The sequence below is a fragment of the Catenuloplanes nepalensis genome (assembly GCF_030811575.1).
In the GTDB taxonomy this organism is placed as follows: Bacteria; Actinomycetota; Actinomycetes; order Mycobacteriales; family Micromonosporaceae; genus Catenuloplanes; species Catenuloplanes nepalensis.
On sequence record NZ_JAUSRA010000001.1, the window covers coordinates 4,774,235 to 4,800,073 of the forward strand.

16 protein-coding genes are annotated in these 25,839 nt (G+C 73.4%); 3 read left to right on the forward strand and 13 right to left on the reverse strand.

Features of this window, described 5'->3' with window-relative positions; translation table 11 throughout:
• Window positions 1-81: 81 nt before the first annotated feature.
• The 8 genes from J2S43_RS20740 to J2S43_RS20775 form a co-directional block, all read right to left on the reverse strand.
• Window positions 82-1,479 carry a hypothetical protein gene (locus J2S43_RS20740; protein ID WP_306831654.1) on the reverse strand — a complete coding sequence of 466 codons (1,398 nt, stop codon included), beginning with the start codon at window positions 1,477-1,479 and terminating at the stop codon, window positions 82-84.
• On the reverse strand, window positions 1,476-2,534 hold the full coding sequence (locus J2S43_RS20745; RefSeq protein WP_306831656.1) for a glycosyltransferase family 4 protein: 1,059 nt from the start codon (window positions 2,532-2,534) through the stop codon (window positions 1,476-1,478). Before J2S43_RS20745 ends, J2S43_RS20740 begins: the two co-directional genes overlap by 4 nt.
• Window positions 2,534-3,661 (reverse strand): DegT/DnrJ/EryC1/StrS family aminotransferase, encoded by a 1,128-nt coding sequence (locus J2S43_RS20750; protein WP_306831658.1) that lies wholly within the window; start codon window positions 3,659-3,661, stop codon window positions 2,534-2,536. The genes J2S43_RS20745 and J2S43_RS20750 overlap by 1 nt, the downstream gene beginning before the upstream one ends.
• The gene (locus J2S43_RS20755; protein ID WP_306831660.1) at window positions 3,658-4,320 is read right to left on the reverse strand and encodes an acyltransferase; all 663 of its coding nucleotides are present in this window, start codon (window positions 4,318-4,320) and stop codon (window positions 3,658-3,660) included. The genes J2S43_RS20750 and J2S43_RS20755 overlap by 4 nt, the downstream gene beginning before the upstream one ends.
• Window positions 4,320-5,348 carry a Gfo/Idh/MocA family protein gene (locus tag J2S43_RS20760; RefSeq protein ID WP_306831662.1) on the reverse strand — a complete coding sequence of 343 codons (1,029 nt, stop codon included), beginning with the start codon at window positions 5,346-5,348 and terminating at the stop codon, window positions 4,320-4,322. The genes J2S43_RS20755 and J2S43_RS20760 overlap by 1 nt, the downstream gene beginning before the upstream one ends.
• A gap of 9 nt (window positions 5,349-5,357) precedes the next feature.
• Complete coding sequence (locus J2S43_RS20765; RefSeq protein WP_306831664.1) at window positions 5,358-6,920, reverse strand: O-antigen ligase family protein; 1,563 nt, start codon at window positions 6,918-6,920, stop codon at window positions 5,358-5,360.
• Window positions 6,921-7,112: 192 nt separating this feature from the next.
• On the reverse strand, window positions 7,113-8,588 hold the full coding sequence (locus tag J2S43_RS20770) for a lipopolysaccharide biosynthesis protein (protein ID WP_306831666.1): 1,476 nt from the start codon (window positions 8,586-8,588) through the stop codon (window positions 7,113-7,115).
• Window positions 8,581-9,798, reverse strand: a complete 1,218-nt coding sequence (locus tag J2S43_RS20775) for a glycosyltransferase family 4 protein (protein ID WP_306831668.1) — start codon at window positions 9,796-9,798, stop codon at window positions 8,581-8,583. Before J2S43_RS20775 ends, J2S43_RS20770 begins: the two co-directional genes overlap by 8 nt.
• 168 nt (window positions 9,799-9,966) lie before the next feature.
• Between J2S43_RS20775 and J2S43_RS20780 the strand changes: the two genes are divergently transcribed.
• Entirely contained in the window at window positions 9,967-10,890 is a 924-nt protein-coding gene (locus J2S43_RS20780) for a 5'-3' exonuclease (protein ID WP_306831670.1), read from the forward strand.
• Here the strand turns inward: J2S43_RS20780 and J2S43_RS20785 are convergent.
• Together J2S43_RS20785 and J2S43_RS20790 are read right to left on the reverse strand one after the other, a co-directional pair.
• On the reverse strand, window positions 10,868-11,686 hold the full coding sequence (locus tag J2S43_RS20785) for a serine hydrolase (protein WP_306831672.1): 819 nt from the start codon (window positions 11,684-11,686) through the stop codon (window positions 10,868-10,870). The two genes, J2S43_RS20780 and J2S43_RS20785, sit on opposite strands and share 23 nt — an antisense overlap.
• A 207-nt stretch (window positions 11,687-11,893) precedes the next feature.
• Window positions 11,894-13,432, reverse strand: coding sequence for an alpha/beta hydrolase fold domain-containing protein (locus J2S43_RS20790; protein ID WP_306831674.1), 1,539 nt, complete (start codon window positions 13,430-13,432; stop codon window positions 11,894-11,896).
• A 192-nt stretch (window positions 13,433-13,624) separates the two neighbouring features.
• Here J2S43_RS20790 and J2S43_RS20795 point away from each other — a divergent pair, with 192 nt between their 5' ends.
• Together J2S43_RS20795 and J2S43_RS20800 are read left to right on the forward strand one after the other, a co-directional pair.
• Window positions 13,625-16,003 (forward strand): phosphoketolase family protein, encoded by a 2,379-nt coding sequence (locus J2S43_RS20795; RefSeq protein WP_306831676.1) that lies wholly within the window; start codon window positions 13,625-13,627, stop codon window positions 16,001-16,003.
• A 123-nt stretch (window positions 16,004-16,126) separates the two neighbouring features.
• Window positions 16,127-17,125 carry an anti-sigma factor RsbA family regulatory protein gene (locus tag J2S43_RS20800; RefSeq protein WP_306831678.1) on the forward strand — a complete coding sequence of 333 codons (999 nt, stop codon included), beginning with the start codon at window positions 16,127-16,129 and terminating at the stop codon, window positions 17,123-17,125.
• Here the strand turns inward: J2S43_RS20800 and J2S43_RS20805 are convergent.
• The 3 genes from J2S43_RS20805 to J2S43_RS20815 all read right to left on the reverse strand — a co-directional run bounded on the left by J2S43_RS20805 (window position 17,082) and on the right by J2S43_RS20815 (window position 25,787).
• Window positions 17,082-19,151 carry a protein kinase domain-containing protein gene (locus J2S43_RS20805; protein WP_306831680.1) on the reverse strand — a complete coding sequence of 690 codons (2,070 nt, stop codon included), beginning with the start codon at window positions 19,149-19,151 and terminating at the stop codon, window positions 17,082-17,084. The genes J2S43_RS20800 and J2S43_RS20805 overlap by 44 nt on opposite strands.
• Window positions 19,152-19,602: 451 nt before the next feature.
• Entirely contained in the window at window positions 19,603-22,272 is a 2,670-nt protein-coding gene (locus tag J2S43_RS20810) for an FtsX-like permease family protein (protein WP_306831684.1), read from the reverse strand.
• Window positions 22,273-22,619: 347 nt separating this feature from the next.
• Window positions 22,620-25,787 carry an FtsX-like permease family protein gene (locus tag J2S43_RS20815; RefSeq protein ID WP_306831686.1) on the reverse strand — a complete coding sequence of 1,056 codons (3,168 nt, stop codon included), beginning with the start codon at window positions 25,785-25,787 and terminating at the stop codon, window positions 22,620-22,622.
• Between the last annotated feature and the right edge of the window lie 52 nt (window positions 25,788-25,839).

Sequence of the window (25,839 nt, forward strand, 5' to 3'; positions counted from 1 at the left end):
AGCTCGACGGCAGACAACCTGCCTCGCAGGACGAAGAAGCCCGGCCCCGAGAAAGGGCCGGGCTTCAGCGGAAGCTGATGATCAGGGTGAATACTCCCAGACCAGCGCCAGATAGGATCCGTACCACGCGGAAAGTGCCGTCAACGCCGCCACCACCGCCGCGACCTGCGGTAGCCGCGCTCGGGCCAGGGCGTAGGCCACCGGGATCAGCAGCGGGAACGCGGGCATCAGCAGGCGGGACTTGGAGTGGTAGTACCCCTCGCCGCCCAGGGCCAGCGCCAGCACCAGCGCCGCGTAGACCAGCAGCGGCCACGGCAGCTTCTCGGTGAAGCCGAGGAACAGCAGCAGGACGGCCACGGCGAGGACCGCGGTGGCCATGTAGAGGGCGAGCGGCTGCCCGTCCGTCAGGATGGCCTTCAGGGTCTTCAGCGTGTAGAAGCCGCCGTCGAAGGCCATTCCCCACGCGTCGCCCTGGACGCGGAAGTAGCCGTCGGCCTGGCCGAGGCGGAGGCCGACCCAGCCGATGAAGGCCAGCATGCCGAGTGGTGACAGGGCGCCGGCCAGCCAGGGGCGCCAGCCGCCGTCGGTGAAGCGGCCCCGGTTGCGGATGACGGCGAAGAGCGCGGCCAGGCCGACCGCTACGGCGAGGGCGCCGCCGGTGGGGCGGGTGAGGCCGGCGAGGACGCAGAGTAGGCCGGCGGTCAGCCACTGGTGGCGCAGCAGTGCCCACAGCGACCAGGCGGCGAGCGCGGTGAACAGCGTCTCGCTGTAGCCCATGGACTGGACCAGCGCGTGTGGCAGGACGGCCCAGACGGCGGCCAGCGCGATGCCGGTGCGTCGGTCGCGCAGGTGCAGGCCGATCGCGGCGAGGCCGGCGGCGGCGAAGAGGCCGGCGATCCAGGAGAGTACGACGCCGGCGGTCGCGGCGCTGCCCGGGAGGATCGGGTCGAGGAGGGCGATCAGGGCCGGGAAGAGCGGGAAGAACGCGAGGTTGGTGCTGGCGAGCGAGCCGTCCGCCTTGAGCGGGATCGCCTCGTCGTAGCCGCCGGTGGCGATGCCGGCGTACCAGGTGGCGTCGAAGTCGGTCAGGGCGGCGGCGATCGGGGTGCCGGCCATGCGCGCGAAGACGGCCAGGACGGCGAAGCAGACCAACCGCAGGACGAGGTACGCCAGTACCGCCGGCCCGAGGTCGGCCAGCCACCGCCGCGCCCGGGACCGTGCGTCCGCGGGCGAGGAGGCCTCACCGGACGGCGACGCGGTCGCCGGCGGCCGAGTCTTCGCGGACGCTCCCGCACGCGACAGCGGCCCGTCCGCCGACGTGAGCGCCGCGTCCGAGGCCGGCTGAGCGCCCGACGACGGTCCGGCATCCAACGTCGCGGGAGACGACGTCGCGGCGTCCGGCGCCGCGGAAGACGGCGCCGCGGAAGACGGCGCCGCGGCGTCGGGCATGGACGGGGAGGGCGTGGCGGGAGTGGTCATCTGGGGCTGCCCGAGGTGGCGAGGACCTGGCGGTAGACGTCGACCAGCGTGGCCGTGACCGCGTCGGGAGAGAGGCGGCGCAGCCGTTCGCGGCCGTTCGCGCGGGTGCGGGCCGCAAGGATCGGCGCGAGCGCGGCCGCCAGGTCCGACACCAGTTCCTCCGTCGCCGCGGCCGTCCCCCACGGGTCCGGGAACGGCACGATCGTGGACGGGGTGACGCCGTCCAGGATCTCCGGGGTGTCGCCGACGTCGACCGTGACGACCGGGACGCCCATCACCGCGGCCTCCTTGACCACCAGCGGGCCGCTCTCGGTGCCGCGGCGGGAGGTGAGCAGCAGCGCGTCCGAGGCGGCGAACTTGCGGACCACGGCTTCGCGTTCCTGGCCGGCCTCGGCCAGGACCAGCTCGCGGACCGGCGCGCCGGTCGCGGAGAGCTTGTCGAGGACGGCGCGGAACACGTCGTACCCCTTCACCTGGTTCTCCGGAAGTGCTCCGAAGAGCACGACCTGGTCGCCGGGCGCGATGCCGAACGAGGCGCGGATCCGCTCGCGGTCGTCGTCGGTGGCGGGCGGCGTGAAGAGTGCGAAGTCGACCGCGTTCGGCACGACGAAGCCGTCCGGGTCGCCGGCCGCGACCGCGAGCCGCTGGGACGGGTAGATCGTGGCCGCGACAGTGCCGGTGGTGGCGCGGGTGATCCGGCGCTGCCAGGGTTCGTTGACGTCGCTGCCGTACAGCGAGAGGACCCTGGGAATGCCTTTGATCAGCCGGGACGCGAGCGCGGTCAGTCCGTAGTGGACGTGCACCAGGTCGTATCCGCCGGCGGCGGCACGGGCGCGCACGCGCGGCGCCGCGGTCAGGTAGTCGGACTTGCCGCGCTGCTGCGCGACGACCTCGACGTCGACGTGGTGGCCGGCCGCGCGCAGCGACTCGACCTGATCGCGGACGAAGACGCCGCGGAACCCGCCGGGGGACGGCCACAGGTTGGTGACCGCCAGGATGCGAAGCGACGGCGGGGGGTCCGCAGACCCGCCCGCCGTCGCGAACGACTCGGACATCAGTTCCCGTCGAAGTACGAGCGGACCGCGGCGATGACCTCGTCGCGCTGCGCGTCCGTCAGCTCCGGGTAGATCGGCAGCGACACGCAGGTCGACTCGAACGCCTCGGTGTTCGGCAGGTCGCCCCGCTTGCCGCCGAGGTACGCGAACGCCGGCTGCAGGTGCAGCGGCAACGGGAAGTGGATGCCCGCGCCGATGCCGGCCGCCTTGAGGTGCGCGAGCAGCGCGTCCCGGTCGGCGGTGTGCAGCACGAAGTGGTGGTAGACGCTGCGGCGGCCCGGCGCCTCGGTGACGAAACGCAGGTCGCCGACGCCCTCCAGGCCGGCGCGGTAACCGGCGGCGATCTCGCGGCGGCGGTCGTTGTCCGCGTCCAGCGTGGTCAGCTTGACGCCGAGGATCGCGGCCTGGATCGTGTCGAGCCGGTGCGCGTAGCCCACGATGTCGTGCTCGTACTTGCTGAGGCGGCCGTGGTCGCGCAGCTTCTTGAGCTTCTGGGCCAGCTCCGGGTCGTTCGTGGTGAGCGCGCCCGCGTCACCGAACGCGCCGAGGTTCTTGCCCGGGTAGAACGAGAAGCAGGAGATCGCGCCGTACGAACCGGCGCGCACCACGGAGCCGTCGGCCAGCGTGACCGAGGAGCCGTGCGCCTGCGCCGCGTCCTCGATGATCGGGACGCCCGCCTCCTCCGCGATCGCGCCGATCGCGGCGAGGTCGACCGGCTGGCCGTGGATGTGCACCGGGATGACGGCCTTGACGTCGCCGGGCGCGAGCGCGGCCTTCAGCGCGGCCGGGTCCATGCAGCCGGTCTCCGGCTCGATGTCCACGAAGCGCGGGGTGGCGCCGAGCCAGACGACCGGCTCCGCGGTGGCGATGAACGTGTGCGCCGGGACCGCGACGATGTCGCCGGGGCCGACCTCGAGCGCGGCGAGCGCCAGGTGCAGCGCGGCGGTGCCGGAGCCGACGCCGATCGCGAAGCGCGCGTTGCAGAACTCCGCGAACGCGGCCTCGAACTCGACGAGTTCCTTGCCACCGATGAACCGGGTGTTCGTGATGACCTCGGCGATCGCGGCGTCGATGCCGGCCTTGTGGCGCTCGTAGGAGGCCTTGAGGTCTACGAGGGGAATCGTCATGCGTTCGCTCCGAGGGACTCGACGGGTGGGTAGGGACGGTGATCAAGACCGGCCGGGCAGGTGAGCTCGTCGGTGGTCTTGGTCTGGCGGCCGGGGTTGCCGACCACCACGGCGCCGGGCGCGACGTCACGCGTGACGACCGTCCCCGAGCCGATGATCGCGCCCGCCCCGATCCGGACACCCGGCAGGAGCGTGGCGTTCGCGCCGATCTTGGCGCCGCGCTCGATGTGCACGCCCTTCATGCAGGTGGAGACGGAGGGGCAGCGCGGGAACGGCGCGTTGGTGACCGTGACGCGCGGGCCGATCCACGCGTCCTCCTCGATCACCGTGAACTCCGGGATGAAGCACTGCGAGTGGATCCGCACCCGGTCGCCGAGCGTCACGTGGTGCTCGACGACCGAGAGCGAGCCGATCGACACGTTCTCGCCGATCGTGTTCGACTCGCGGACCAGCGCGTGGTGGCCGGTCGCGAACCGCGGTCCGATCGTGTTGCCCGCGTAGAGCACGGTGTGCGTGCGCAGCGTCGCGCCGTCGCCGATGACGGTCTTCTCGCCGGCCGGGCCGGAGCGGCCGATGACGCAGAACTCCTCGACCACGCTCCCCTCCCCCAGCGAGACGCCGTCGGCGACGACGGACAGCGGGCTGATCACGGTGCTCATCAGCTGGCCGGCCGGTGCGTGGTGACCCCGATCTGGTCGCCGCCCTTGCGCAGCGACTCCTCGACGGCCTCCAGGACGGCGACGACCTCGACGCCGTTCCACCCGTCGGTGCGCGGGCGGGCGCCGGTGTCGACGCACTCCAGGAAGTGCTTGAGCTCGGCGCCGAGCGGCTCGGCCATCGGCAGGCTCGGCACGCGCATGGCACCGTCACGCAGCTTGTACTGCCAGGCGCCGTAGGCGTCCGGGTCGAGCCGGTCCGCGCCCTTGTCGTACACCCGGAGCTTGGTCTCGGAGTCGACGTCGTCGAAGACCATCATCTGCTGCGAGCCGACGACCGTGGTCTTGCGGGTCTTGGACGGGTCCAGCCAGCTGACGTGCATGTGGGCGAGCACGCCGCCCGGGTAGCCGACCGTCACGAAGACGACGTCGTCGACGTTCTCGTTCAGGTAGCGGGCGCCGCGCGCGGAGACCCACTCCGCACCCTTGCCGACCAGGAAGTTCGCGATCGAGACGTCGTGCGGGCCGATCGAGGTGAACGCGTTCACGTCGCTCTGGATCCGGCCCAGGTTGAGGCGCTGCGAGTGCAGGTAGAGCAGGTCACCGATCTCGCCGGCGTCGATGATCTTCTTCATCTCCAGCACGGCGGGCACGTACTCGAAGACGTGCCCGACCATCAGCACCCGGCCGCCCCTGTCTGCCTGGGTGGCCAGCGACGCCGCGTCCTCGGTGCTGAGCGCCAGCGGCTTCTCCACCATCACGTGCTTGCCGGCGTCCAGCAGGCGCCGGGTCAGCGGCGTGTGCGTGGCGGCCGGGGTGGCCACGATCGCGGCGGTCACCTCGGGGTCGTCGAGCACGATGTCGAGATCACTGACGACCTTCACCTGCGGGTAGAGCGCCTGAGCGCGCGCGGCACGCTCAGGCGACAGCTCCACCAGGTAACGCCAGCGGGAACCGGCATGGTTCTGCAGGTTGCGGGCCAGGTTCGGCCCCCAGTACCCGAAACCGATCAGCGCGACTCCACCACTCATGGTCGCCCCCTAAACTTCCTCGTCGGTACGGCGAGCGGTCGGCTCGTCGGCGGGCGCGGCGGTCTCCACGGCGGCGGGGACCGGGGTCCGGGCGCCGGCGCGGGACAGCATCACCCAGGAGATGCCCAGCACGGAGAAGAGCATCGCCGGGAAGACCGGGTCCTCCAGGGACGGTGCGAGCGCGGCGACCAGGACCGCGAAGACCAGCACCGCGATGCCCCAGAGCGTGGTCGGACCGGCCCGGTTCTCCTTCCAGCGCTCCTTCCGGTCGGCCCAGGCGCTGCGCAGCAGCGGCCAGGCCAGGAAGAACAGCCAGGTCAGGTAGGCGAGGACGCCGAGCGTACCGGTCTCGACCAGCAGGTGCAGCCAGAACGAGTCGACCTGCTTCTCGTTGGAACCGTAGAGCTCGAAGCCCTCCGGCCCGAAGCGGGTGTCCTCGAACCACTTCGGGTCCGCGGTGTAGGCCGCGATGCCGCCGAACTGGCCGATGCCGTAACCCAGGATGGGCTGCTGGAGGAATAGCTTGATGCCCTGCTGCGCGTAGAGCACCCGGACCTCGCGCTGCGGGATGCTGTTCTCCTCCTCGCAGCCGGCGTTGCCCTGGACACAGAAGCCGTCCGCCTCGGCACCGCTGGGCAGCGACAGCGCGCTGGTCACGCCGGCCAGGCGGCGGGCCAGCTCGGTCCGGTTCTCCGGGGAGATCACGACCTGACCGACCGCGAACGCGAGCACCATCGCGGTGGCGACCGTGATCACCACGTACTTCCCGCGGCGGAGGATCGCGAGCACGATCGCGGCGCCGAGGAAGCCGAGCGCGGACTCGCGGGACTGGGTGGCGGAGCCGGCCAGCGCGATGAAGCCGAACAGCAGCCACAGCTTCCAGCCGACGTTCTTCCGCACGATGAACCAGCAGAGCAGGCCGAGCATCGCGAGCGTGAGGAAGTGGCCCAGGTGGTTCGGGTGGTCCATGAGCGCGTGTGCCCGGTTGATCCGGGCCCAGGTCATGTTGTTCCAGCCGACCATCTGGTACGCCTGGTAGCCGGCCAGCGTCTGCCAGATCGCGAGGACCGAGTTGAGGATGACGAGCACGCCGACCGGGATGAGCGCCCAGCGGATGTGCTTCTGCGACGGGAACGCGACCCGCCAGGCGTAGAACACGATCACGCCGCGCAGGTAGACGTAGCCGGCCTGGGCGATCAGCGAGATCTCGGACCCGTTGACCAGGCCCGCGAGGATCAGCACCACGCCCAGCACGGCGAGCGAGATGTCCGCCTTGGTGGTGAACTCGCGCCACCGCCGCCATTCGAGCGCGAGGACCAGTGCGCTCAGCGCGAGCATGGACAGGTAGATGGCGTTCTTGAGGGTCTTGGGCCAGGTCGGCAGGTCTTCCACGACCCGGTACTGGGCGTCGATCGTGGTGCTGCTGAACAGCACCTGGACCCACGCCTCGATCACGACCTCGACGAGGAGGAGGGACAGCAGGACGAGCAGGACTCCGGACAGCCAGCGGGGGATCAGACGTCGCGCCGTCGGCGCCGCATCATCCCGCTCGGCGTCACGCGCGAGGACCATCGAAGACAACCTGAACTCTTCCCGCCGCCACCGAGCCGGTGGCGGTCATTGTCGGCCCCGCGGGGGCCGAACGCCGTCGGACAAGGACAGTGGCGGTGACCATGGACCGCACCGGTCCATGGATCGGTCTCCGGCCACATTTACGGATCGCGGACGCCGGTGTGGGACCACCGTCCGCCGAAAGGCTACCTTTCACGCTGTGTCACCGCTACCCGGGGTGGCGGGCGTGCCGCGACCTTCGCGCCAGAGCTTGCGAAGGTCTCCTACCAGCACCGATGCCGCGATCAAAGCGCCTAGCAGAGCGGCCGTGACGTCCCAGATCACACCTGCGTCGAGGTGGTCGAGGACGGCCGCCAGAACGAGTGCCGACCCGACTACGCTGAGTGCACGTAGAACCGGGCCGAACCAGGACATCCGAAGCAGACGCCACGCCGTGATCAGCGGGATGCCGGCCGTGATAGCGGTGCCCAGCACGTAGCCGGCCGCCACGCCGGCCGCGCCGAACACGGGGGTCAGCAGCGCCACCGCCAGCAGGCCGGTGCTGGCGCCCGCCACCGCGGCCAGTGTCGGAACCCGGACGTGCTCGCCGCTGGAGAGCGAGTTCACGGCCGCGACCGGGATGACCGCGAGGTACGTACCCGCGAGGATCAGCCGCAGGATCGGCGCGCCGTCGGCGAACTCGACGCCGCCGTAGATCGCCAGCACCTCCGGCGCCAGCAGGATCGCGCCCACGAACAGCGGTGCGAGCGCGGCCAGCAGCGCGCGGGTGGAGATGTCGGCCTGCTTGCGCACGCCCTCGGCGTCCCCGGCGCCGTGCGCCCGTGCCATCGCCGGGAACAGCACCATGCCGAGCGCGCGGGGCAGGAAGTAGAACGGCGCGACCAGCGTGACCGAGGCGGTGAAGTAGGCGACCACGCCGTCGTCCGTGGTGACCCAGCCCGCCAGCAGCTGGGTGCCCTGCAGGAATCCGCTGGCGCAGACCGTGCCGACGCAGGCCAGCCCGATGTAGATCCAGATCTCGCGGACGTCCGGAACGTACCCCCGCGGCAGTCGCCTTCTGGGCCCGCGCAGCCGCAGCCAGCCGGCCAGGCCGAACAGGCCGTAGCCGAGCGCCAGCGGCAGGATGTAGAGCGGCACGCCGGTCAGCACCACCACCACGGTCGCGCCGATGGCGATCACCGACGAGGCGAGTTCCAGCTTCGCGTAGTGCGCGATCTCGCCGAACGCGTAGAGCGTGGCCTTCTGCACCGTGTACGCGCAGAAGGTCACGCAGAGCAGCACCACCTGCACCACGTCGATCGGTGCCAGGTCGTAGACGAGCCAGGCGAACGCGCCCGCGCCCCCGCCGAGCACCACGGCCGCGACCAGGCCGAGACGGGACAGCATCCGGTCGACCGCGCCGACCGCACCCGCGTCACCCCGGCCCTGCTGGAACGGGATGAACCGGGACGCGGCGCTGGCCAGGCCGGCCGGCAGCAGCAGGCTGGCGATCGTGCTGACCGCGACCAGCGTGCCGACCAGGCCGTAGACCTCCTGCTCGGTCGCGCGGGCGACCAGCGTGCCATGGACGAGCCGGGTCAGGCCCAGCGCGACCAGTGCGGCGAGGCTGGCGACCCCGCTGCGCGCCATCCCGGGCGCGGCGGGCCGTTCCGTCGTCTGCTCAACCACGGTTCTTCCGGGCCGCGAGCCGGTCGATCACGCTGAAGTAGATCTCCTTCTGCGCGCTCCAGCGCAGACCCTCCATCACCTTCGCGGCGCGGGCGGCCTGCTCCAGGGCCCGGTCCGGATCCTTGGCCAGCGCGATCATGGCCTCGCGCAGCGTCTCCGGCGTGGCCGGGTCGACGTAGGTGACCGCGTCGTCCGGGAAGTAGCGCTCGATGACCGGGTTGCGGAACGTGATGCACGGGACGCCGAGCGCGGAGTATTCCAGCAGCTTGGTGGGGAGCACGCCCTCGGTCCACTGGTCGAGCATGCTCGGGACGAGGCCGATGTGCACGTCGGTCAGCTCGCCGACGATCTCGGTCATCGAGTAGAGCCTGGTCGGCAGGTCGACCGCGTCCTCCAGGCCGAGCTCGCGCGCGGTGGCCGCGACCTCGTCGATGCCGTCGCCGCCACCCCGTATCTGCACGCGCGCGCCGGGAATCGTCTCGCGGACGCCCTTCAGCGCCTTGACCACGTTGACCAGGCCGTGCCGCGGCGCGATCAGGCCGTGGTAGCTGAAGACGACCTCGCCGTCCTGGTCCCAGCGGCGCGGCTCCGGGCGCGGCGCGAACAGGCGCTCGTCCGGGCAGTTCATCACGACCGAGACCGGCTTCTTCGTGTCCGCGCGGACCAGGTCCGCGTACGGCTCGTGCACGGTCATGACCTCGGTGGCGAAGCGCAGCGCGGCGCGCTCGGAGAGGCGCACACCCGACATGATCGCGCTCTTGCCCTCGAACTTCGCCGCGAACAGCTTGCTGGTCAGATCGTGCACGTCCAGCAGCACCGGCACGCCGGCCAGCCGCTGCGCGATGCCCGCGAAGACCAGCGCCTCCGGCATCGAGTGCGCCTGGAGCACGTCGAAACGGCGCGGGTGCCGGGTCAGCCAGGCGGTCGCGCGAGCGCCGAACGAGCCGTAGAGCCCGAGGTAGGCCTTGGCGGAGGAGCCGCGGTACTTCTTCACCGGCAGGTGGATCACCCGCACGCCCTCGACCACGTCCTCGCGGGGGCGGCCCTCGGCCGCGAGCGCCAGCACGGTCACCTCGTCACCGCGCGCGACCAGCGCCTCGGCCTGGCGGCGGACGCGGGGATCCGACTCGTACTGACTGATGACGATCATCCCGACGCGCAGCGGCCGTCGGGAGGTCTGCGGGTCTTCGGGGGCGCTGTCAGAAGTCACAGTAGCGGCCCGAGAGGTAGGAGTCGGGGACACCCGCAGACAATAGGTCGGCGCGGTTGTGGGGCGCAGACCGGGGGGCCGTTGTGTGAGAAGCTTTCGCGCACGTTCACCGTCCGTAAGTCAGTGGCTCCCGAGGATTACCTTCGCACGCCGACTAGTGTGACGGATGTGAACCAGCGACCGCTGCTCGCCATCGACTCGGCCAGCCTCTACTTCCGGGCCTACTTCGGCATCCCCGAGTCCGCGGCCCGCGCGCCGGACGGCAGCCCGGTCAACGCGGTCCGCGGCTTCACCGACATGCTCGCCACGCTCATCCGCACCCGCCGGCCCGGCAGGGTGGTCTGCGCGCTCGACGCGTCCTGGCGGCCGGAGTGGCGGGTCGCGCTGATCCCGTCGTACAAGGCACACCGCGTCGCGGTCGCGCCGTCCGTCGAGGAGGTGCCGGACACGCTCGTGCCGCAGGTTCCCATCATTCTGGACCTGCTGGCCGCGGTCGGCATCCCGGCGTTCGGCGTCGACGGCTACGAGGCCGACGACGTGCTCGGCACGCTCGCGCACACCCAGCCCGGCCCGGTCGAGATCGCGTCCGGCGACCGTGACCTGTTCCAGCTGGTCGACGACGCGCGCGGCACCCGGCTGCTCTACTGCGGGCGCGGCGTGGCGAAGCTGGAGGACGCGGACGAGGCACTGGTCCAGGCGAAGTACGGCGTGGCGGCCCAGCGCTACGCGGACTTCGCGGCGCTGCGCGGCGACCCCAGCGACGGCCTGCCCGGCGTGGCCGGTGTCGGCGACAAGACCGCGGCCCGGCTGGTCGAACGCTACGGCGGCATCGAGGACATCCTGGCCGCGCTGGACGACCCGGACGCCGGTTTCGCCGCCGGCCTGCGCACCAAGCTCGCCTCGGCCCGCGACTACCTCACGGCGGCCGGGCCGGTCGTCCGCGTCGCCACCGACGTGCCGCTGCCGTCCACGTCGTTCGACCTGCCGGCCGCGCCGGCCGACCCGGACGCGCTGGTCGCGCTCGCCGAGAAGTGGAACCTCGCGGGGCCGTGCCAGCGCCTGGTCGACGCTATGTCGTCCTCGCGAGCCTGACCAGCGCCGGTCCGAGCACCGCGTGCGCCTGCACGGCCGGGTGCGTGGAGCCGTAGTTCAGCACGTCACCGAGGTGGTCCGCGAACAGCGCGAACACCACCGCCGGCCGGCCGGCCTCGTCGAAGACCACGCCGGCCTCGTGCCGGGACGCGAACCCGTCCTGCCAGTCCGCGCCGTACTTGCTGGCCACCCGCGCCCGGTCCTGCGACGACATCACCCGGCGTACGCCGTCGTGGTATCCGCTGAGCGCACGCAGCACGCCCAGCACGAACGCGGTGCTCGCGGCCGACAGCAGCGTGCCGGCGGCGAGCCGGGTGAACAGGTCGTGGGTCTCCCGCGGCGTGGTGACGCCGAGGAAGAACCGGTGCGGGTCGTCGACCGGCTCGACGCGCGTGCGCGTGAACCCCTTCGCGGCCAGGATCTCGTTGATCTCCCGCGCCGGGACCAGCTCCCCGCACAGCCGCACCGCGGTGTTGTCCGAGACCAGCAGCAGCGCGGCCAGCACGTTAGCCACCGTGACCCGGTCGCCCCAGACGGTCTGCAGCGCGTAGATCCCGCTGCCCGGCAGCACGATCCCGGGCGGCACGTCGACCCGGTGGTCCAGCGCGAACACGCCGCGGTCGACCGCGTCCAGCACCGCGACCGCGACCGCGACCTTCTGCACGCTGTAGGCGTGCAGCACCGCGTCCGCGTCCTCCTCCAGCACCGGCGTCCCGTGCCGGGTGACCAGCACGTGCCACCGGCCACCCGCGGCGCCGGACGCCTCGCGGTAGAGCGTCGTCAGGTCGGTCCCCACGGCTCGGCATGGTAGATCAAGACCGCGCCCGGTCCGCGCTCGCGCGCGGACCGGGCGGCGTTCTCAGCGGATGCGGTAGGCGCTGACCCAGTCGCCGATCGAGTGGTAGCCGGTGCGGTCGACGACGATCCCACCGCCGCCGATGCTCCCCTCGTAGCGTTTCTCCCTCTGCACCGCAGTGAACGGGACGAGGGCTTCAGCCCGGCTTCAGACCGGCTTCGCCGGGAGGCCGGCGAAGGCGCGGCGCAGGTGGGCGGCGCACTCCGCGAGCGCGCGCTGCGCGGTGTCCAGGATCGGCGCGGCGGCGAGGAACCCGTGCGGCACGCCGTGGTAGCGCGTCGTGGTGACCGGCACGCCCGCCGCGGCGAGCCGGTGCCCGAACGCCTCGCCCTGGTCGCGCAGGAGGTCCCGCTCCGCCGTGATCAGCAGCGTCGGCGGCAGGCCGGTCAGCGTCTGCTCAGGCAGGCCGAGCAGGTCGAGCCAGGGGTCGGTGCCGATGGACGGCGGGATCGCGTGGGTGAGCAGCCAGGACAGCGCGGTACGCGTCAGCGGCTTCGCATCGGCCTCCGTGGTCATGCTGTCGCCGTGCGGGGCGAGTGTGGTCAGCGGGTGGACGAGCAACAGCGCGGCCGGGAGGGTCGCGTCGGTGAGGCGGAGGTTCCAGGCGGTGGCGGCGGCCATGGTGGCGCCGGTGGACTCGCCGGCCAGGGCGATGCGGAGGGGGTCCGCGCCGAGGAAGCGCGCGTGTGTCTCCAGCCAGTGGTACGTGGTGCGGATGTCCTCGAACGCGGCCGGGAACGGCTCCTCCGGGGCCAGCCGGTAGGCGGGGCAGGCGACGATCGCACCGGTGCGGTTGGTGAGCGCCCGGCAGATCGTGTCCGCCTCCTCCGCCTCGCGCAGGACCCAGCCGCCGCCGTGCGCCCACAGGATCACCGGCAGTGGCTCGGCCGCGGCGCCGGACGGGTGGTAGACGCGGACCGGCAGGCCGCCGCGGAGCAGCAGTGTTCGGGCGTCGCCGACCGGCTCCGGGGCGAAGCCGGGTGAGAGGGCGCGGACCGCGGCGGCCAGTCCGGGGCGGCGGCGGGCGCGGTTGACGGTGAGCGTCTCCAGGGGTGCCGGGTGGAGCGCGGCGAACGCGTCGAGCACGCGCTGGGCCTGCGGGTCGAGCAGCCCGGACGGGTCGGTGGCGAGGACGTCCCGGCGACCGGAGACGCGGTCGCGGAGCCGGTCGACCGCGGCGGTGGCCGGGTCGGTGAGCCGGTGGGCGAGCGCGCCGGCCGGGCCGTACGGATGGGGGCGGGCCGGTGCGGCGCGCATGGCGGCCAGCCAGTCGCGGCCGAGCTCGGGCATGCGGTCCGGGCCGAGCTGATGGCGCAGCTGCGGAAGGTAATCCTCCTCTTCCTCGGCCGCGTGCTGGCGGACGTCGTCGATGAGTTCGGCGACCGCCTCCTCGAACTCCTCGTCGCCGGGCTCGCTCTGCTGTATGACCACGAGCAGCTCCTTGAGCCGCCTGTTCTCGTCGCGCAGGTGCTGGGCCTCGGCGACCGCGCCGGTCCGGGCGAGCGCGGGGCAGAGCACGCGCTCCTCCGCGTCGGTCTGCCGGGCCAGCTCGTAGGAGACCTGGTCGGCGAGGATCCGGCGGTCCCCGCGCCCGGCGGCCAGGTGTTGCAGCTGACGTTCGACGACCGCGTGGGCGTCTGTGACGATCCGGTCGAGGTCACCGGGGCCGGTGGAGTAGCTGACCATGACGGCCTCCCCTGCTGCGAAGCGACGTGGGCTTTAGTGAACGCCGCTCGGGTTGCCAGGGGACCCGCTTTCCGAATTGTCAACCGTTCAAGGGACCTTCGGCCCGAGCCCGCCGGGTCCGCCTCCCCCTGCGGGATCGGCCGCGCTCCGGCACCCTGGAGCACGGACAGAAACGCACAAGGGGGGTACGCGGTGACGGACCAGGACCTGCTGCAGAGGCTCGCCGAGCCCGATGACGACGAGATCGCGAGTCTGGACGCCTGGTGGCGGGCGAACAACTACCTGACGGTCGGCCAGATCTACCTGCGGGACAACGCGCTGCTGCGCGAGCCGCTCACGGCCGAACACATCAAGCCGCGCCTGCTCGGGCACTGGGGCACCAGCCCGGGCCTGTCGTTCATCTACGCGCACGTGTCCCGGCTGATCCGGCGGACCGGGCAGGAGGCGATCTACCTGGCCGGGCCCGGGCACGGCGGCCCGGCGCTGGTCGCGGCCGGCTACCTGGAGGGGACGTACTCCGAGGTCTACCCGAAGGTGTCGCTGGACGAGACCGGCATGACCCGACTGTTCCGCCAGTTCTCCGCGCCGGGTGGCATCCCGAGCCACGTCTCCGTCACCACGCCCGGCTCGATCCACGAGGGCGGCGAGCTGGGTTACGTCCTGGTGCACGCGTTCGGGTCGGTCATGGACAACCCGGGCCTGCTGTCGATCGCGGTGGTGGGCGACGGCGAGGCGGAGACCGGCCCGCTGGAGGGATCCTGGAAGGGCATCTCGTTCATCAACCCGGTCCGGGACGGCGCGGTGCTGCCGATCCTGCACCTGAACGGCGCGAAGATCGCCGGACCGACCGTGCTGGCCCGGAAGAGCCCGCAGGAGGTGCACGCGCTGCTGGAGGGCCACGGCTACGACGTCATCGAGGTCTCCGGCGCGGACGTGCCCGGCATGCACAAGCGGTTCGCGGCCGCACTGTCCGACGCCTGGGCCAAGATCAAGGAAATTCAGGAGCAGGCCCGCGGCGGTGACTGGGACGGCAACCGTCCCCGCTGGCCGCTGATCATCATGCGCACTCCCAAGGGCTGGACCGGCCCGAACGAGGTGGACGGCACGCAGGTCACCGGCACCTGGCGCGCCCACCAGGTGCCGCTCGCAGGCGTCCGGGAGAACGCGGATCACCGGCGGCTGCTGGAGGAGTGGCTGAGGTCGTACCGCCCGGAGGAGCTCTTCGACGCCGAGGGCCGGCCGGCCGAGCTGGTCACGGCGCTGAGCCCGGCCGGGGACCTGCGGATGAGCGCCAGCCCGCACGCGAACGGCGGCGTGCTCACCAAGGACCTGGACCTCCCGGACTTCCGCGACTACGCGGTCGACGTGAAGGCGCCGGCCACGGAGCGGGCCGAGTCCACCCGCAAGCTCGGCGAGCTGCTGCGCGACGTCTACCGGGCGAACGACGACCGGTTCCGGCTGTTCTGCCCGGACGAGACGAACAGCAACCGGCTCGGCGCGGTCTTCGAGGCGTCCGACCGGGCGTTCATGGAGCAGACGTTCGAGCACGACACCGCGCTCAGCCGGGACGGCCGGGTGATGGAGGTGCTCTCCGAGCACAACTGCCACGGCTGGCTGGAGGGCTACAACCTGACCGGCCGGCACGGCATGTTCGCCACCTACGAGGCGTTCGCCATGGTCAGCGCGTCGCAGACCGTGCAGCACGGCAAGTGGCTCCAGGAGTCGCGGCGGCTGGACTGGCGGGCCAAGGTGCCGAGCCTGAACGTGCTGCTGACCTCCACGGCCTGGCGCAACGACCACAACGGCTTCTCCCACCAGGGGCCGGGCCTGATCCAGGTGGTGCTCACCCAGCGCGGCGACATCGCCCGCGTCTACCTGCCGCCGGACGCGAACACGCTGCTCAGCGTGGCCGACCACTGCCTGCGGTCGCGGTCGTACATCAACCTGATCGTGATCGACAAGCAGCCGCAGCCGCAGTGGCTGACCATGGACGAGGCGATCGAGCACTGCACGCGCGGCGCCGGCGTCTGGCACTGGGCCGGCAACGACGACGGCGGCGGCGAGCCGGACATCGTGCTGGCCTGCGCCGGCGACGTGGTGACCATGGAGACCGTGGCCGCGGCGCAGATCCTGCGGGAGCGACTGCCCGAGCTGTCCGTGCGCGTGGTGAACGTGGTGGACCTGATGGGGCTGGTCCGGCCGAAGGACCACCCGCACGGGATGACCGAGGAACGGTTCACCGAGCTGTTCACGGACACGGTCGATGTCATCTTCGCGTTCCACGGCTACCCGGGTGCGATCCACCAGCTGGTCCACGGCCGGCCGGACGCGGACCGGTTCCGGGTGCGCGGCTTCGTCGAGGAGGGCACCACCACCACGCCGTTCGACATGACGGTGCGCAACCGGGCGTCGCGCTACCACCTGGTGATGGACGCGATCAACAACGCGACCCGGCGCCCCGACGGCGCGTCCGCCCTGAAGGACTGGTGCAAGGCGAAGCTGGCCGAGCACGAGGCCTACGTGGTGGAGCACATGGAGGACATGCCGGAGATCCGCGACTGGTCGCTCTAGAAGACCAACCATCCGGGGGTACGGCTGGGAGACGTACCCCCGGATGGTTTGCGGTTTTTCACCGTTTTTAATCACTTCTGCGGCGCTGAACGGACGTCGGCGAGGGCGGCCTAGACTGGGCGCGTGGACTCCCCCGCCATCTCCTTCCGGCCGGCGCGCACCGGCGCGGCCGCCGGGCACCGCGGGTTCTTCCACGAGGCGGCGTTCCACTCCTCGCCCACCGAGCTGCTCGCGATCGTGCTGCCGTTCCTGCTGGCCGGCGTGGCCGCGGGCGAGCCCACCGTGGTCGTGTTCGGCGACGAGCGGGCCGCGCTGATCCGGGACGCGCTCCCCGCCGACGCGAAGGTCGCCTTCCTGCCGGCCGCCACGCTCTACAGCCGGCCCGCGTCCTCGATCCGCACGTTCCGGTCGATGCTCGCCCGGCATTTCGGCGCCGGCGCCGGTCAGATCCGGGTCGCCGGTGAGGTGCCCTCCTCCACGTTCGGCCCGGCCTGGGAGTCCTGGGCGCGCTACGAGTCGGCGATCAACCACGCGCTCGACGACTTCCCGCTGTGGAGCATGTGTGTGTACGACCGGTTGCGCACGCCCGCGCACGTGCTGGCGGACGTGACCCGCACCCACCCGCACGCGGCCGCGCCCGGCGGTCACCACCTGGCGCACCCGGCCTACCTGCCACCGGCCTCGTTCCTGCCGATGGCACGCGCCCGCCCGCACACCGGCGAGCCGCTGCCGGCGCCGCACACCGAGCTGCACGACCCGTCACCGGCCGAGGCCCGGCGGGCGGTCCGCGCGGCCGACGGCGGCCGGCTCCCGGCGGACACGCTGGACGACCTGGCCGTCGCGGTCAGCGAGACGGTGACGAACGCGCACCGGCACGGCACGCCGCCGATCGTGGTGCGGGTGTGGGCACTGCCGGACCGCACGACGGTCTCGGTCACGGACGCCGGGCGCGGGCCGGCCGACCCGTTCGCGGGCCTGCTGCCGGCCGGCGACGGCGCGCGCGGCGGGCTCGGCCTGTGGGTCACCCACCAGTGCTGCGACGCGGTGACCGAGCGGCACGGGCCGGACGGTTACACGGTCACGATGACGATGAACGCAGCGCGGCCACCTTCTCACCGGTGACGAACGCGCGGGCCAGGCCACCGCGGATGGCCGGACCGGCCAGCGCGCACTTCGATATGTAGTGGATCCCGATGTTGATCACCATCAGCCCGAGCACGATCGCGGTCTCGTCGTGCAGCCAGCGCACCTGCAACCCCCAGGCGATGACGGCGAGCAGCACCGCGTAGAGCAGCATCGTCCACCACCACTGCTCGAACCCGCGCGGCAGCGGCACGCCCGGGTCCGGCACGGTCGACAGGTCCCGCGCGCGGCCGTCCGCGAACAGCCGCCGCGCCAGCAGCAGGCACAGCAGGTTGGTCAGCGCCACCGAGAACGCACCGGCCGCGACCGACCACGCCCACAGGTGCGGCTTCCAGCCGACCGCCAGGATCGTGGTGGGCAGCGCGATGACCGCGGTCGACCGGATGCAGATCTCGGTCGCCAGCGGCAGCACGCCGGGGATGCCGCGCGCGGTCAGCCGCGCCATGATCGTCTGATAGAACTTCGCGCTGATCAGCCCCTGTGCGAACGCGATGATCGCGGCCGCGGTCGGCGCTCTGGGCAGCTTCGGGAACTCCTTGATCACGTCGGCGATCTGCGGCACGGCCGTGCGTGCGAAGACGAACCACCAGACCGCGCTCGCGATCAGCGCGAAGAAGAGCAGGTAACCGGAGTAGCGCACCGGGCTGCGCCGCGCCTGCCGCCACTTCCGCACCTGGGTGAGCAACTCCCGGGACGCGGGCGCGAACCGCGCGTACGCCCGGTCGGCCGCGCTCGGCGACGCGGCCGGCTCCGCCTCGGCCAGCGCGAACGCCTCGGCCAGGAACGCCTGAAGTCTTTCGTAGACCGGTTCCGGGCCGGGCCGCATCAGCAGCAGCCGGTGCACCGGGCGCTCCTCGATCAGGTCGTCCATCGCGCGGCCGAGCACCGGGCTCATCTCGTAGATCGCGTCCGGCACCCGGCCGTCGCGCGGCGGCCCACCGGACAGGATCTCCAGCACGATGACGCCGAGCGAGTAGACGTCCGAGGTCGGCGCGTCGCCGCGGTTCTTCACCTCCGGCGCGATGTAGACCGAGTCGTCGTGCTCCGCGATGCCGACCTGCCGGCTGTAGAGGTGGTTGCGCCCCAGGTCGATCAGCCTCACCGCGCCGGTGCCGGTCAGGATGATGTTGCTGGGCGACAGGTCCAGGTGCTGGAAGCCCGCCGTGGCGTCCAGCGCCGCGATGATCTCCCCGGCGATCGTCCGGGCGAACGCGATCCGCTGCCCGGCCCGGTCCAGCTCGCCCGCGGCGCGGCACCGCTCGATCCGCTCGCGCAGCGTGTCGCCGTCCTGCTTGGGCAGTACCACCCAGCGCGTGGTCGACGCCTTCGGCCGGACGATCGGGTCGGGCGCGCGGCCGTAGACGGACGCGTAGGCCGCGGTGGCGTTCGCGATCGCGGACATGTTGCCCCACGGGAACAGCACACACTTGAGCACCCAGCCGGCCGGGCCGGTCTCGCCCTGCTCGCGGACGGTCAGGATCAGCGACGTGGTGCCGGCCTTGAAGTACTCCATCGAGCCGACGTCCAGGTGCCGCCAGATCGCCGACTCCGGCCGCTCGCCCGGCCGGGCCACCCGCGTGTACCGCTCCGGCGCGTAGAGCGCGTGGATCGCGCGTTTCGCCTGCGGGTGGGCGATCAGGCGCCGGCAGGTCTCGTCGGACACGCGCTGGCCTGCCGGGGACGGCGGATCGAATCGCCGCCGGAGCAGCTCCACATTGACCGACATGAAGAAGAACAGCCCGGCCGCCAGTTGCGCGGAGTCACCGCCGCGCGCGGCCAGCCGTTCACCGGCCAGTTCACAAGCCTCTGTGAAGCCGGGGGTACGGCCGGCCAGCTCATGATCATTGACGTGGTCCAGGATGGCGCCCAGGACGAGCGCGGCTCCCTTGACGACGGTGGTCGCGCGATGCGCCTCGACGTCGGCGATCGCCTGGTCGTCGCGCGGATCGGCGATCAGGCCGAGGAACGCGGCCGCCGCTGTTCGGGCACTTCTCTCTGGAGGCATGCGCACTCCCGGCAGTGGAGAGACACCGGCGTGCGCACCGTAACAGGTCCCCGCAACCCTGTCTGTCCCCTCCGGCCGGCCCGCCGCTGCCCGCCCGCCTTCCGACCCGGACGTCATCGGGGCGTTCCCCATGCTCATCCAACGACATGGGGGACGCCCCGAGCACGGGCAGGTCATGCCCGGGAGCATTCGTCGTGATTCCGGCAGCGGGTCACGCCGCCCAGTGCGGCAGCGAGTCACGCCGACGGGTGCGGGGGCGGGTCACGTCGCCGAGTGCGGCAGCGAGTCACGCCGACGGGTGCGGACAGCGAGTCACCCCGACGGGTGCGGCAGCGAGTCACCCCGACGGGTGCGGCAGCGAGTCACCCCGACGGGTGCGGGGGCGGGTCACGTCGCCGAGTGCGGCAGCGGGTCGGGCAGCGAGTCACGCCGACGGGTATCGCGGTGGGTGTCAGCCGCCGATGCGGAGGGTTTCGGCGAGGTTGCGGTGGCGGCGGACCACGGCCTCGATCGGGGGGATCAGCGCGGCCGCGGCCAGCAGGATCGCGGCCAGGACCGCGATCTGCCACCACGGCGGTACCAGCACCGGGTCGGCGGCCTGGCCGGTCAGCAGGCGCAGCGCCAGCGCCTCCCGGGTCAGCCAGGCCAGGCCCAGGCCGAGCAGCGGCCCGGTGATCGCGGCGGCCAGCGCCGGGGGCAGCAGCTCACCGGCGGCGACCCAGCGGGTGTCGCGTGGGCGCAGGCCGAGCGTGCGAAGGCGGCTGAGCGTGCGCCAGCGTTCCGGCGCGTCCGCGGCCGCGCCGAGGAAGAGCCCGAGCAGCCCGAACGCGAGCAGCGTGACCGCGGCGGCCCGGGACAGCAGCAGCAGGCCGGCGGTGAGCGGGGCGTCGCGGCGGCCGGTGAGAATGTCCTCCCGGAACACCGTGGTGCCGGTGACGCCGGCGTCCCGGACCGCGCCGGCCGCGCCGGGACCCGTGACCCAGACCGTGTTCGGCGCGACGGGCAGGCCGGCCGCGGCCAGCGCGGACGCGTCCGCGATGACCAGTTGCGGTCCGTCACCGATCGCCGGCGCCTCGCCGACCACGGTCAGCGGCACCGAGGACTGGGCCTCGCGCAGCAGGTCGATCCGCATGCCCGCGCTCATGGTGCCGTCGACGGACCGCACCAGGATCGGGACCGGCGCCGTCGCGGGACCGAGGCGGTCGAGAGCGCCGGCGCCCGCGATCGGGGTGTCCGCCAGGAGCCGGCCGAACGCGGCCGGGTCGACCGCGAGGAGCCGGGTGGTGACGGCCGAGCCGTTCGCGACCACGCGCACGCCGTCCAGCGTCTGCCCGGCCACCGCGTGCCGGACGCCGGGCGCCGCCGCGATCCGGGCGGACAGATCCACGGTGGACCCGGCCGCGGCCGGCGCCGGCTCCAGGCGGGCGTCCGCGCCGGCCGTGCGCCAGGCGCCGTCGGACAGGCCGCGCGTGGTGGTCGCGTCCAGCGTGAGCGCGAACGTGGCCAGCGCCGTACCCGCGACCATGGCCAGCAGCGGCAGCGCGCGACCGGACGTGGCCGCGGCCCGGGCCGCGCCGAAGACCGCGAGCGGCCGGCGGGAGCGCAGCGAGCGACGCAGTGCGAGCCCGGTGCCGAGCGGCATCAGCCGCAGCAGCAGGAGACCGGCCGCCACCGCCGCGAGCGCGGGTGCGCTGGCCGGGAGCCCGTCGTCGCCGGCCACGATGCCGCGCTGGCGCAGCGACACGAACGCGCCGATCGCGGCCAGCACGAGAGCGGCGTCCAGCGTGGCGCGGCGGATCTGCCCGGTCCGCTCGGCCCAGCGGCGAGCGGACCGGTTCGCGGGCGCCCGCCGGTTGCGGGTGGCGCGTGCCGCGGTGACCACGCCGAACGCGGGCCCGGCGACCGCGGCCACCAGCACCACGGGCAGCGCCCAGGCCCAGGAGACGCCGGGCGCGATCAGCAGCGCCAGGACCAGCCCGGCCGCGCCCGCGAGCAGCGCCAGCAACACCGATTCGACGAGCAGTTCGAGCGTGAGGTCGGGCAGCGCGGCGCCGCGTCGCCGGGCGGTGACCAGCGCGGGCGCGCGGCGGCGGGCCAGCAGGTCCGCGGCGAGCAGCAGCACCAGGGCGGCCGTCATGATGATGGCGACGAGCAGCACGGAGGCCTGCGTGACAGCGGCGTCGACAGCGCCCCGGGCGTCGTCCAGCACGCTGTCCAGCCGCGTCTCCCAGCGAATCGTCTCCCCGCTCTGACCGGACGTATCGGATCTGGTCTTCAGGTTGATCACGGCGGCGGCCAGCTCCGCCGCGGCGGCCATGGTGATCGTGTCCGTGTTCGGTACGATCCAGATCGTCTGGGTGAGCTGCCCGGTCTCCAGCGCGAGCCGGGCGTCCGGCAGCGATTCGCGAGAGAGCAGCGCGCCGATCCGGACCGTGCCGAAGCCGTCCGCGCCCGCCACCGGCTCGAGCACCGAGGGCGCGAGCCGCCACGCGGGATCGGCCGGGTCGACCGGCCGGAAAACCCCGCTGATCAGGATGTCCCGGTCCAGGCCGGTGGAGTCACGGACGGTGAGCTTGCCGCCGGGTTCGAGGCCGAGCGCGGCGGCGGCCGGTTCGGAGAGCCCGGCCTGTACGGTCCACGCACCGTCGCCGGGAAGCTCCACCCGCCCCTCCGCGGTGGCGGCTGGCGCGCCGCCGGCCACCCAGGTGACCTCGGGACCGCCGCCGGCCTCCGGCGTGTTCGCCAGGTAGGCGAGCTGCATGGTACGCGGCGCGTCGCCCTCGGCGATCGAGAAGACCTCGCTGAGCGCGGTCGCGATCGGCGGGTTCACCAGCGTCCGGAGGTCGTCTTTCAGGCTCGCCCCGGCCAGCCGGCGCGCCGAGTCGACCTCGTCGGCCAGCTCGGGGTAGCGCTGCCGGGTGCCGAGCAGGTCGTCCGGACTCCAGCCGATCTGCACCCGCACGGTCGCGTCCGGACCGGCGCGGCGGATCGCGTCCCGGATCGCGGCGTCCGCGGTCGCGCGCAGCAGCGGCGGCACGGCACCGGCCAGCAGCGCGGTCACCACGACCACGACCGCGACCAGCAGGAGCGGTCCCGCGTCGGCCCGCGCCCGCCCGGCCACGCTGGGCCAGTGCGGCGCCGGCCGCGGGAGGCTTCGCTTCGGCCGCGCCGAGGTCACGGCGCCCGCCGGCTTCCCGGGACCCTCCGGCCGCGGGGCGGCACCCGCCGGCTCCGCGCCGTCTGTCGGCTGCGCGGCACCACCCGTCAGCCGCACAGTGCCAGCTGGCTGCACAGTGCCAGCTGGCTGCACAGTGCCAGCTGGCTGCGCGTCGCCGGCCGGCCGCACGCCCGCCGGCTGCGTGCTGTCGGCCGGCTGCGGGGTGTCTGCCGGCTGCGTGCTGTCTGCCGACTGCACGCTGTCTGCCGACTGTGGGGTGTCTGCCGGCTGTGGGGTGCGGTTCTCCGGGTTCATGACGCCACCCGCAGGTGGGCCGCGTCCGCGCGACGGGCCTGGATCGCCACCACCACGGTCACGGCCAGCAGGCACGCGGCCAGCAGCGCGGCGAAGAGGCCGGCCTCGGCCGCCCACGGCCAATACGGCGTCGGGGCCGGCACCGGCGCGGCGCCGGTGTCCGAGCGGACCAGCGACGGCGCGACCAGCACCGTGGCCAGCGCGCCGACCAGGGTTCCCGCCACGATCAGCGGCGTGAGCAGGCCGGCGTGCTGGCCGAGCAGCACCCGCCGGATCTCCCGCCGGGTCATCCCGATCCCGCGCAACCGCGCGACCTCCAGCGCCCGTACCTGCAGGTCGCAGGTGACGTGCAGGATCACGCCGACGAGCAGCAACAACGCCGCCGCGGGTACGAGCAGTCGCAGCGTGGCCGGCAGCCCGGCGCGCAGCGGCCCGCCGGTCAGCCGCGCGGTCTCACCGTCCCGGGTGAGCACCGTGCCGAGGCGCAACGCCCCGGCCCGCTCCACCGCGCCGGGGGCCGGGTCGCCGGCCCAGATCGCGTCCACCCGCGAGGTCACGTCGCCGCCGTGCACGATCAGCGCGCGGGAGAGCCAGTCCACGTCCGCGAGGATCGCGCCGGAGCCGGGGGCGGACGGCACGGCCGGCACCACGTCCGCGATCACCACGCCCACCGGGGTGGCGCCGACCGCGACGGTGAGCGAGTCGCCCGGACCGACGCCGAGCTCGTCCGCGAACCGCTGCGAGACCGCGACCGGCACGGTCGGCACCGAGTCGAAGACGGCCGCGACCATCGTCAGTCCGGCCTCCGGTGGGCCCGCCATCGACACCTCGGCGTTCATGGTGAGCACGTCGGCGCTGAACGACACGGCCTGATCCGTGATCATCTCCGGCAGCGGGCCGGCGGAGTGACCGGTCCACGGCGTCGCGGGCGCGCCGATCACCCCGGGCAGCGTTACGGAGATCGACACCGCGTCGGGAATGCGGTCGAGCGCGTTGATGTCCCCGGACAGCGAGTCGTAGTCGAGCCGGAGCGCCATCACCACCGCGACCAGCTCCAGCCCGTCCGCGCGGACGCAGTCCCGCAGCGGGTGCGCGGTGCCGTCCAGCGGGACCGGGTCGGCGGGGCACGGCACGCGTACCCCGGCCGCGTCCTGGAACACCAGCTGGGGCACGACCACGACCGGCAGCGGGGCGGCGATCGTGCCGCGCACCGTGATCGCGGCGCCGGCCGGCACCGGCAGACCGGCTGGCACCGGCGCCGGCGCCAGCCTCGCGCCGACCTCGGCCCAGGTGCGGTCGCCGTCCAGCCGTCCGCGCAGCACGGCGGACGCGTGCGTGGTGTCCGCCGCGACCAGCCGGGGCGCGTCGCCGCCGGTGCCGAGCCATTGCCCGACCGCGACCGGCCGCTGGGTGACCGCGCTGACCGTGCCGCCGGTCGCGGCCGCGATCGCCGCGCCCTGCCCGGCCGTGACCAGCGAGTCCAGCGTGAGCGCCAGGTCGGTGCCGACGCCGAGCGCGGCCTGGTCGTGCTGGGACCGCTGCCAGGTCGCGTCGAAGCCGACGCCGAACGTGGCGGCCGCGCAGGCCAGCCCGACCAGCAGCCCGGCCGCGACCGCCTGCGGGCGCCGGGCCGCCTCGAACGCGGCCAGCGGGATCACGAAGCCCCGGGCGCGCCGGGCCAGCCGGTCCGCGACCGCGAGCGCGGGCGGGACCAGCCGGAGCGCGAGCGCGGCACCGGCGAGCAACAGCAGCGCGGGCGCGAGGATCCGGACCACGTCCTGGCCGCCGGTGGACTCGGCCGGCTGCGCCCACAGCTGCCACAGCCCGACGCCGGCGAACACGACCAGCAGCACGTCGGCACCGGAGCGGGCCAGCGCCTCGCCGCGGGACCGGCGCTCCCTGACCTCGGCGACCGGGCGCAGCGCCGGCGAGACCAGCACCGCGGTCAGCGCGAGCGCGCCACCGGCGACCGCGATCATCTGGATCACGGTGACGGCCGGGTCCTCGGCGAGGCCGGCGTTCCGCAGCGCGGGCAACCGGGTCAGCGCCGCATGCAGCGCGGACGACGCGGGCACGCCGATCGCGGTGGCCAGCGCCGCGAGCAGCGATGACTCGACGACCGCGGTCGCGGCCAGCTGCCGCCGGCTGAAGCCCAGAGCGGTCAGGAGCGAGGTCTCGACGGTACGCACGCCCGCGGTCAGCCGGCCGGCCAGTGCCAGCGCGGTCGCGGTGAGCACGGTGCCGAGGATCGCGACCGACACGACCGTGGCCGTGGTGACCCGCTGCTGCAGGTCCGCGGCGGCCAGCGTGCGGGGCAGGCTGGTGGAGATCCGCTCGATCTCGACGCGGTCGCCGAGCACGCCGCCGAGCCGCCGGTCCGCGGCCCGCACCCGGGTCTCGACCGCGTCCAGGTCGCGGCGGTCCGCGGCGGACAGGTCGGGGAGCGCGGTGATGTCCAGCCGGTCCAGCGAGGAGCCGCTGGCCAGCACGGCCTCCAGGCCGACCAGGAACGGGCCGTACGTGCGCAGTGGCCGCTGGAACCGGCCGTCGTTGTAGGCGGGGTTGAACCCGGTGCCGGCCAGCGGGTCGCGGTCCCAGCCGCTGCCGGGCAGCGGCGCGACGATGCCGACCACGGTGATCTCGAAACCGGCCGGGCGGTCCGGTGAGGTCTCCACGCCGAACGGCAGCCGGTCGCCGACCTCCAGGCCGAGCAGCGTGGCGGTGCTGCTCAGCAGCGCGGCCTCGTAGCCGGTGCGGGGCAGCCGGCCGTCGAGCAGCTCGACCCGCGAGTCCAGGTCGGAGAGCGCGGAGAGGTAGCCCTGGGACGGGAAGGCGCCGCCCTTCGGCATCGTCGGCAACGGCCGGAGCAGCGTGGACGTGCGGGTGGTGAGCGTTACCGGCAGCGGCGCGAGCGCCTCGGTCAGCACGGCGCCGCTGTCGTCCATCACCGACCGCGCATCCTTACCGCCGACCGTGACCGTATACGCGGTGACGCTGGTGTCGTCGGCGGTGGCGCGGGCGGCCGCGGTCTCCACCGCGCGCTCGCCGGTCCGGGTGATCAGCAGCGCGCAGACGCCGAGCAGCGTGACACCGACCGTGACCACGGCGAGCAGCGCGGCCAGCAGCGGCCACTGGGCGCGGGCGCGCCGAGCCAGGAAACTCATGCCGGCTGGACCTCCGCGCGGCGGTCACGCCGCGTCGCGCAGCGGGCGCGTG